Source organism: Streptomyces sp. NPDC005722, assembly GCF_040630935.1.
Taxonomy (GTDB): domain Bacteria; phylum Actinomycetota; class Actinomycetes; order Streptomycetales; family Streptomycetaceae; genus Actinacidiphila.
On sequence record NZ_JBEXYN010000001.1, the window covers coordinates 443,569 to 452,294 of the forward strand.

The window sequence follows — 8,726 nt, forward strand, 5'->3', positions numbered from 1 at the left end:
GGGCGCGAGGGTCAGTCCCCCAGCACCGCGCGCATCACGGCGCGGGCGACCGGGGCCGCCTTGCCGCCGCCGCTGATGTCGGCGCGGTCCGCGGCGGCGTCCTCCACGACGACGGCCACGGCCACCTTCGCCGGGGCCCCGCGGCTCTCCTTCGCCCAGGAGATGAACCAGGCGAACGGGTTCCCGCGGTTGTCCTCGCCGTGCTGGGCCGTGCCCGTCTTGCCGCCCACCAGCACGCCCGGCAGGGCGGCGTTGCGGCCCGTGCCGTGCCGCACCACGGCGACCATCAGGTCCTGCATCGTGAAGGCCACGGCCACGTCCATCACCTGCCGGTAGGCCCGGTCCCCGGTGACCTCCAGGGGGAGGCCGTCGGCGTCGGTCGTCCGGTCCACCAGGTGCGGGTACATCAGCGTGCCGTCGTTGGCGACGGCCGCGGCGACCATCGCCATCTGCAGCGGGGTGGCCCGGGTGTCGTACTGCCCGATCGACGACATCGCCAGCTGCGCCCGGTCCATGCGGCGGTCGAAGACGCTCACCGCGGGGCGCGACGGGACCCCGATGGAGGGGTCGTTGAAGCCGAAGGCCTCGGCCGTCTCGCGCATCGCCCGCAGTCCCACGTCGTCACCGAGCTTGCCGAAGACGGTGTTGCAGGAGACGACGTACGCGTACCGCAGCGGCGCGTCCTCGCAGCGGGAGGACGCCGACTCGTTCGCCAGCGAGGTCGTGGAACCCGGCAGCGGGTAGGGGTCGGGGGAGTCGGTGGGCCGGTCGACGTCGGTGACCACCCCGGAGGCCAGCGCCGCCACCGCGGTCACCGTCTTGAAGGTCGAACCCGGCGGGTACGTCTGGCGCAGCGCCCGGTTGAGCATCGGCTGGTCCTCGGCGGCGACCAGCGCGCGCCAGGCGCCGAGCGCCTCCGGGCCGGTCCCGGCGATCGTCGCCGGGTCGTACGAGGGCGTGCTGACCAGTGCCAGGATCCGGCCGGTCGCCGGGTCGAGGGCGGCCACCGCGCCCTTCTTCCCGGCCAGCGCCTTGTACGCGGCCTTCTGCGCGGCGGGGTCGATGGTGGTGCGGACGTCGCCCGGGCGCTGCGGCTGCCTGCTGATCGCGTTCCACAGCGGGAGCGCGGACAGGCCGGGGGAGGAGCCGGACAGCACCTCGTCCTCGGCGGCCTCCAGCAGGGCGGTGCCGTACGTCTGGGAGGAGAAGCCGGTCACCGGGGCGTAGAGCGGGCCGTCGGCGTAGGTGCGGACCCAGTCCAGTTGCGCGCCGGTGGAGCGGGAGCCGGTCACCGGCCGGCTGTCGACGAGGATGTCGCCGCGCGGCTGCCCGTAACGGTCGATCGGCACCCGCCGGTTGGCGGGGTTGCCGTCGTACGCCGGGGCCCGCACCACCTGGATCCGGAGGGCGTTCACCAGCAGGGCCACCAGGAGCAGCAGGCACAGTGCCGCGGCCCGGCGGGCGTACGTGATCACGCGGCGTCCGCCCGGCCCGCGTCCGCCCGGCCCGCGGCGGTCGCGCCGGTGTCGGGGCCGGGCAGCGGGCGGCGCGCGGTGTCGCTGAGCAGGATCAGCAGCGCGACGATCACCCAGTTGGTGACGACCGAGGAACCCCCCTGCGCGAGGAAGGGCATCGCCATCCCCGTCAGCGGGATCAGGTCCGTCACCCCGCCGGCGATCACGAAGACCTGCAGCGCGACGATCGAGGCCAGCCCCACGGCCAGCAGCCGGCCGAAGGGCTCGCGGACCGCCAGCCCCGCCCGGTGGCCCCGGGCCACCAGCAGCCCGTACAGCAGGAACAGCGCGGTCAGCCCGGTCAGCCCCAGTTCCTCGCCGGCCGTCGCCAGGATGAAGTCGGACTTGGCCGCGAAGCCGATGAGGATCGAGTGCCCCTCGCCCAGGCCCGCGCCGAGCAGCCCCCCGGCGGAGAAGGCGAACAACGACTGCGCCAGCTGGCCGGGCCCCCGGCCCTCCTCGATGCCGGCGAAGGGGTGGAGCCAGTCCGCGACCCGGGAGTGGACGTGCGGTTCGAGGGAGCCGACGAGGAAGGCGCCGGCCGCCGACAGCAGCAGCCCGATCGCGATCCAGCCGGTGCGGCCGGAGGCGACGTAGAGCAGGATCACGAAGAGGCCGAAGAACAACAGCGAGGTGCCCAGGTCGCGTTCCACCACCAGCACGCCGAGGCTGATCGTCCAGACCGCCAGCACCGGGCCGAGCACCCGGCCGGGCGGCAGCTGCAGCCGGCGGAACCCCCGGACCCGCCGTCCGGCGTGGGCGAGCGCGGCGCGGTTGTCGGCCAGGTACGCCGCGAAGAACACCGCCAGCAGCACCTTCGCGAACTCGCCCGGCTGGAAGGAGAAGCCCGCGACCCGGATCCAGATCCGCGCGCCGTTCACGGCGGGGAAGAGGCTCGGCACGATCATCAGCACCAGGGCCGCCGCGACACCGAGGTAGGCGTACCGGGCCAGGGTGCGGTAGTCGCGCAGCAGCAGGACGACCGCGGTGAACAGTGCCACGCCCAGCCCCGACCAGATCAGCTGGGCCGGGGCGGCGTCGTCGGGGGTCTCCAGGTCGAGGCGGTAGATCAGGACCAGGCCGAGGCCGTTGAGCAGCACCCCGATCGGCAGCAGCAGCGGATCGGCGTACGGGGCGCGCAGGCGCACCGCCAGGTGGGCCACCAGCGCCAGGCCGCCGAGCGCCGCGCCGTAGCCGGCCGCGCCCTGCGGCACGGCGCCGTCGTGCGCCAGGCCCACGGCGCAGTAGCCGTACACCGGGATCAGCACCGCGCCGACCAGCAGGGCCAGCTCGACGCCCCGGCGCCGGGGCAGCCGGACGGCGGGCACGGCGACGGCCGGCGACGAGGTCCCGGGGGCGGGGGCGGTCATGGGACGCAACGTAGCAAGACATCACGGACAAATCGCTCATATTCATGAAGGGTGGCGTTGTCACAGGGGGCCACTAGCGTGGCCGCCATGACCTTCAAGGCACCGCAGTCCCTGTCCGAGCTGCCGTACGCGGAGGTGCTGGAGCCCTTCGGCGAGTCCGCGCTGGGCGTCGAGGAGCGCTACGACACCGTCCACTTCGACGGCCTCGTCCTCGGCGAACAGGAGGCCGGCGGTGCCGTCTTCCTGGAGTGCGCGGTCACCGACACCGTCCTGGAGGGCGGCAGCCTGCGGCGGGCGCGCTTCAACGAGGTCTGGCTCCAGGGCGCCCGGTTCGTCGGCACCTCGGCCGCCGAGACGAACTGGACGGACGCCACCGCCGACTCCTGCGTGCTCGCCGGGGTCGAGGCCTTCGGCGCGGTGCTGCGGCGGGTGGTCTTCCGGCGCTGCAAGTTCGACTCCGTCAACCTGCGTGCCGCCCGGCTGCACGAGGTCATCTTCGAGGACTGCGTGCTGCGCGACGTCGACCTCGGCGGAGCCCGCCTGAAGGACGTGTCCTTCCCCGGTACCGCCCTTGAGCGCCTGCGCATCGGCCGTGCCGAGCTCGACGCCGTCGACCTGCGCGGTGCCACCCGCCTCGACCTCGCCGACGGCCACGACTCGCTGCGCGGCGCCGTCATCGGCAGCGCCCAGCTGCTCGACCTCGCCCCGGCGCTCGCCGGCGCGCTGGGCATCGTCGTCCGCGACGGCGAGGACGACCGCCCGCGCCCTCCCCGGCGGCGCTGACCCGCCCGCGGCCGGAAAGGTGCGGCGCGCGCCGCACCCGCGACCGGAGAATCGCAGACATGGGAAAGACGTACGAACGCATCGACGGGCGCCTGCGCGCCTTCATCGAGGAGCAGAAGGTCTTCTTCACCGCCACCGCGCCCCTGTCCGGCGACGGGCACGTCAACGTGTCGCCCAAGGGCCTCGACGGTTCCTCCGCCCTCGTCGACGACCACACCTTCGCCTACGCCGACCTCGGCGGCAGCGGCGCCGAGACCATCGCCCACCTGCGGGAGAACGGCCGCATCACCCTGATGTGGTGCGCCTTCACCGGACCGCCCACCATCGTGCGGGTGCACGGGCGCGGCGAGCCCGTCTTCCGCGACGACCCACGCTGGGACGGCCTCCTGCCGTACTTCTCCGACGACATCCGCAAGCGGACCGACCTGCGCGCCGTGATCGTCGTCACCGCCGAACGCATCAGCGACAGCTGCGGGTTCGCCGTCCCCTACCTGGACTTCCGGGAGGAACGGCCGTTGCACACGCAGCGCTTCGCCCGTGAGACCGAGGAGTCCTTCGGCGACTACTGCGCGGCCAAGCCCTACGTCGAGGTCAGCCTCGACGGCCTGCCGGGGCTGCCGCTCCCGCTGCCGCCGCGCACCTCCTGAGGGGGCGCGCCCGCCCCAACCCGGTTCCGGGGCGCACGGTTTGGGACGACAGAGTCTCAAAAGCACCCTTGCGGCGACAAGATCCTTCTGTCGTACTTGTACGGCCGTGTGTCCGGAACCGAGAGGTGGTCCCCCATGCCCGTACGGTCAGTGCGCGGTCGCCACCGCAGACCCCAGCCGCCGAGCCGGCTGTCGCCGGTGTCGGTCGCCGTCACCGCCGCCTCCGGCGCGGGGCTCGCGCTGCCGTTCATCGCCGCCCAGGGGGCGGGCGCGGCCACGGCCGGGACGTGGGACAAGGTCGCCGCGTGCGAGAGCAGCGGCAAGTGGCACATCAACACGGGCAACGGCTACTACGGCGGGCTGCAGTTCGCGCAGTCGACGTGGAAGGCGTACGGCGGTGCGAAGTTCGCCGCGCGGGCCGACCTGGCGACGAGGTCCGAGCAGATAGCGGTGGCCGAACGCGTCCTGGACGGTCAGGGCCCCGGGGCGTGGCCGGTGTGCTCGCAGCGGGCCGGGCTCTCCCGGGACGAGCCCCGGCGTGAGGCGGCGGCCCCGGAGAAGCGGACCGAGGGGAAGCAGCCCGAGGGGAAGCACGGCAAGGGGGCCGCGAAGGCGGACGACGGGCGGGAGAAGCCGGGGACGGACCGTCGTCCCGCGGGCCGGGGCGGCTCCTACACCGTCGTCGGCGGGGACACGCTCTCCGGCATCGCGGACGAGCAGGACGTCAGCGGCGGCTGGCAGCGGCTGTACGACGTGAACCGCCGGGTCGTCGGCGCCGACCCCGACCTGATCCTTCCCGGGCAGCAACTCTCCGTGCCCCGCGGCCCGAAGGCAGCCAAGCCCGTCAAGCCCGCCAAACCGGCGAAGACCGGGAAGCCCGCGAAGAGCACGAAGCCCGCGGAGCGGCGCGCCGCGCCCGCCTCGGCCGCGCAGGCCTTCGTCGCGCCGGTCAGCGGTGGGCTCGGCACCCCGTACCACCGCAGCGGAGCCCACTGGGCCAGCGGTTACCACACCGGCCAGGACTTCACCGTGCCCACCGGCACCTCCGTCAAGGCGGTCGCCGCGGGGACCGTCGTCGAGGCCGGCTGGGGCGGGGCCTACGGCTACCAGGTGGTCATCCGGCACCACGACGGCATGTACACCCAGTACGGCCACCTGTCCTCGCTGACCGTGCGCGCCGGCCAGTCCGTGGCCGCCGGCCGTCAGGTCGGCCGCTCGGGCTCCACGGGCAACACCACCGGTCCGCACCTGCACTTCGAGGTCCGCAGCGGCGAGGGGTACGGCTCCGACGTCGATCCGGTCGCCTACCTGCGCCGGCACGGCGTGCGGCTCTGAGGGGGCCGGTCGTCGCGGTCCGCACGGCCCGGGTGGGGCCGCACGGACCGGGTGTGGTGCGCGGGCGCGCGGGGGTGCCGTCTAGTGCTCGCGCTCGACGAGGTCCTTGAAGCGTTCGAGGTCGTCACGGACCGTGCGCTCGATCGCGCTGACCTGGGCGAAGCCCTTCGGACCGCCGAAGGCGTCGTGGATCTCGGCGGGGTCGTACTCCATGCGTACCTGGACGCGGCTGTGCTGCTCGTCGATCGGGAGGACCGAGCACGTTCCGGTGATCTCGGCACCGCCGCTGGTGCGCCAGGTCATCTCACGGGTGTCGCTCCGGGCCTTGGTGCGGTCGGAGAACTCCGCGTCGAGCGAGTCGTGGGTCGTTCCCGACACGCCGAGCCGGGCCTTGCCGTCCCCGGCCGCGCTCGCCTCCCGGACACCCCCGACGAACTGCGGGTAGTCCTCCAGGCGGTGCAAGTGCCGCCACGCCACCTCGGTCGGAACGTCCAGGTCGATCTGCTCTTCGAGTCTGCTCATGAGCCGCCACCTCCTTCCTCCCTCCAGCCTGCCCCCTGCCCCCGGCTCACGCCACGCTGACCTCCGGGACCTCCGGGACCCCCGTGACCGCTTGCGTCACGGTCGGCACGGTGTCCGGGCGGCGAGCGCGGGCGCGCCGGGGACGGGAGCCGGGGCGGGCGCCACGCCCCCGATCACGCCACGCTGACCTCCGGGACGTCGGGGAACCCGGGGAGACCGGGGACGTCCGCGACGCCGGGGACCACCGGGACCTCGGTGACCGCCTCCGTCACGGCGACCCGGCCGCCGAGCCGGGGAGCCGTACGGAGGCCGGCGTCGCCCTGGGTGAGCAGGCGGACGGCCGCCCAGGGCAGGTTCACCCCGGTGAAGGCGGTCTGGAAGATCCCCGCGGAGGGCCGGGGGTTCGCCTCCAGGAGGACGGGCTCGCCGTGGCGGTGGCGCAGCTGCACATTGGAGAGGTAGGCGAGGCCGAAGTGACCGACGAGACGCCGCGCGATCTCCGTGATCCCGGGGTCGTCCAGCAGCAGCCGGTAGCGGCCCTCCTTGGCCCGGGGGATCGCGGCGAGCAGCTGCCCGCCCGGGGCGGACAGGCAGTCGACGCTGACCTCGGGGCCCTCCAGGTACGGCATGACGATCATGCGCGGGACGTGCTCGCCCTCGTCCGCGGCCCGTTTCATCGCCTGGGCGACCGCCTCGACCGAGGCCATGGGGCGGGCGGGGGCGAGCAGGTCGCGGATGCCCATCGGCCGGTCCTCCAGGATGCGGAAGCCGAAGGCCGAGTACTCGCCGGCGGGCTTGATGCAGAGGGTCTCGCCGGTGGCGGCCAGCTCGTCCACCGCGGCCCGCAGGCCGTCGGCGTCCCTCGCCACCCGCCACGGCGGCACCGGGATGCCGGCGGCGAGCGCCTCCTCGTACGTACGGCTCTTGCTGGTCAGCACCTTGACCGAGGCGGGCGGCGAGCACATCAGCCGGGTGCCCGCGGCGGCGAAGTCGTCGGCCCGCCCGGCGAGGGCGGCGAGCCGGCGCGGTGGCACGAGGACGTCGATCCCGTGCCGGCGGCAGAAGTCGAGGGCGAAGTCGGCGTAGGCGTCGTCGCCGACGTGACGGGGTTCCAGCTCGGCCACGTCGCACGCGGCCAGGGCGGGTGCCGAAGGGTCGACGTTGGTCCCGTAGACGCGGACGTCCACGGAGTCTGGGTTGCCGCGCAGCATCCGCATCACCTGGGTGGTGGCCACCCCCGCGCTGCTGAGCCATATTCGGAGGGCTATCGGACGTCTCCCCTCATGCATGGGAGGCGGCAGGAAGGCATGCGGAACGCACGTCTTCCGGCCGTCCGGGATCTTGTGTGAGGCGGATCATATCCGTGTTCGATGACGCCGGTGTTTCACGTCCGCGGAGCGCAGGGGAAGAGCGGACGACCCGCCGTCACCCGTCCGTCACTCGTCCGTCCCCCGGGAACGAGCGGGACGGGCGCGGCGGGCCAAGGCTGGGAGACGACAGCAGCCCCTCCGGCCGGAAGAGAGAACAGCATGGCTGGGCCGTCCTCCTCCCCCGCTCCGCTGAACCGACGTCACATAGCGCGCGCGGGCGCGCTCGTCGCGGCGCTCGCCTCGACGGCGTTCGCCGCCGGTCCCGCCCTCGCCTCGTCGGTCGCCGACGGCTCCGCCGGCGGGGCCCGGCCGACGGTGGTGCTGGTGCACGGCGCCTTCGCCGACGCGTCCAGCTGGAGCCCGGTCGTCGAGCGCCTGGAGAGCGCCGGTTACGAGGTCGTCGCCCCCGCGAACCCGCTGCGCGGGCTGACCGGCGACTCCACCTACACGGCCAGTGTGCTCAAGGACATCGACGGCCCCGTCGTGCTCGTCGGCCACTCCTACGGCGGCGCGGTGATCAGCGCCGCCGCGGCGGGCAACCGGAACGTCAGGGCACTGGTCTACGTCGCCGCCTTCATGCCGGACACGGGGGAGACGCTGGGCGGGCTGTCGGCCCGGTTCGCGCCGAGCGAGCTCGCCTCGGCACAGCGCTCCGTGCCGTACCGGGACGGTACGGGCAGCGGCACCGACATCTACATCCGCGACTCCGTCTTCCGGAAGGTCTTCGCCGCGGACCTGCCCGCGGCGCGGACCCGGCTGATGGCCGCCGAGCAACGGCCCGTCGCGCTTCGGGCGTTCACCGACAAGGCGCCGGGCGCGGCCTGGCGGACCGTCCCCTCCTGGGCGCTGGTCGCCACCGCTGACCACGCCATCAACCCGGCACTGGAACGCTTCGGGGCCAGGCGGGCGGGGTCGCACACCGTCGAGGTCGACTCCTCGCACGTCGCGATGCTCTCCCACCCCGACGCCGTCGTACGGATGATCCGCGAGGCCGCCGACAGCACCGCCGCCGCTTCCGCGGAGCGCCCCGCGCTCGCCGACACCGGCCCGCGGGACAGGGTCCTCACCGGCGTGGGCGGCGTGGCGAGCCTGGCCCTCGTGGCCGGCGCGGTCCTCGTCGCGGCGGTGCGGCGCTTCCGCCGCTGAACGGCGGCGCGGGGGGGGGGGGCGGCGCCGCCCCCCCCC

Annotated in this window: 8 protein-coding genes; 4 read left to right on the plus strand and 4 right to left on the minus strand. The window is 74.2% G+C overall.

Annotated elements, in window-relative coordinates; genetic code table 11:
* Nucleotides 1–11 precede the first annotated feature (11 nt).
* Entirely contained in the window at nt 12–1,475 is a 1,464-nt protein-coding gene (locus tag ABZ479_RS02080) for a penicillin-binding transpeptidase domain-containing protein (RefSeq protein WP_500459368.1), read from the minus strand.
* Nucleotides 1,472–2,884 carry an FtsW/RodA/SpoVE family cell cycle protein gene (locus ABZ479_RS02085; protein WP_500459370.1) on the minus strand — a complete coding sequence of 471 codons (1,413 nt, stop codon included), beginning with the start codon at nt 2,882–2,884 and terminating at the stop codon, nt 1,472–1,474. The genes ABZ479_RS02080 and ABZ479_RS02085 overlap by 4 nt, the downstream gene beginning before the upstream one ends.
* Before the next feature lie 87 nt (nt 2,885–2,971).
* Between ABZ479_RS02085 and ABZ479_RS02090 the strand changes: the two genes are divergently transcribed.
* From ABZ479_RS02090 to ABZ479_RS02100, 3 genes are all read left to right on the plus strand, one after another.
* Nucleotides 2,972–3,667 (plus strand): pentapeptide repeat-containing protein, encoded by a 696-nt coding sequence (locus ABZ479_RS02090; protein WP_500459371.1) that lies wholly within the window; start codon nt 2,972–2,974, stop codon nt 3,665–3,667.
* A gap of 59 nt (nt 3,668–3,726) precedes the next feature.
* Complete coding sequence (locus tag ABZ479_RS02095) at nt 3,727–4,314, plus strand: pyridoxamine 5'-phosphate oxidase family protein (RefSeq protein ID WP_499602652.1); 588 nt, start codon at nt 3,727–3,729, stop codon at nt 4,312–4,314.
* Between the two features lie 135 nt (nt 4,315–4,449).
* Nucleotides 4,450–5,649 carry a transglycosylase family protein gene (locus ABZ479_RS02100; protein WP_500459372.1) on the plus strand — a complete coding sequence of 400 codons (1,200 nt, stop codon included), beginning with the start codon at nt 4,450–4,452 and terminating at the stop codon, nt 5,647–5,649.
* Between the two features lie 81 nt (nt 5,650–5,730).
* Here the strand turns inward: ABZ479_RS02100 and ABZ479_RS02105 are convergent, their stop codons facing one another.
* A complete protein-coding gene (locus ABZ479_RS02105) occupies nt 5,731–6,171 on the minus strand; it encodes an SRPBCC family protein (protein WP_500459374.1) in 441 nt (146 codons plus the stop codon).
* 173 nt (nt 6,172–6,344) lie between these two features.
* Entirely contained in the window at nt 6,345–7,406 is a 1,062-nt protein-coding gene (locus ABZ479_RS02110; protein ID WP_500459375.1) for an ATP-grasp domain-containing protein, read from the minus strand.
* A 294-nt stretch (nt 7,407–7,700) separates the two neighbouring features.
* Between ABZ479_RS02110 and ABZ479_RS02115 the strand changes: the two genes are divergently transcribed.
* Nucleotides 7,701–8,687, plus strand: a complete 987-nt coding sequence (locus tag ABZ479_RS02115) for an alpha/beta fold hydrolase (protein WP_500459377.1) — start codon at nt 7,701–7,703, stop codon at nt 8,685–8,687.
* Nucleotides 8,688–8,726: the final 39 nt, after the last annotated feature.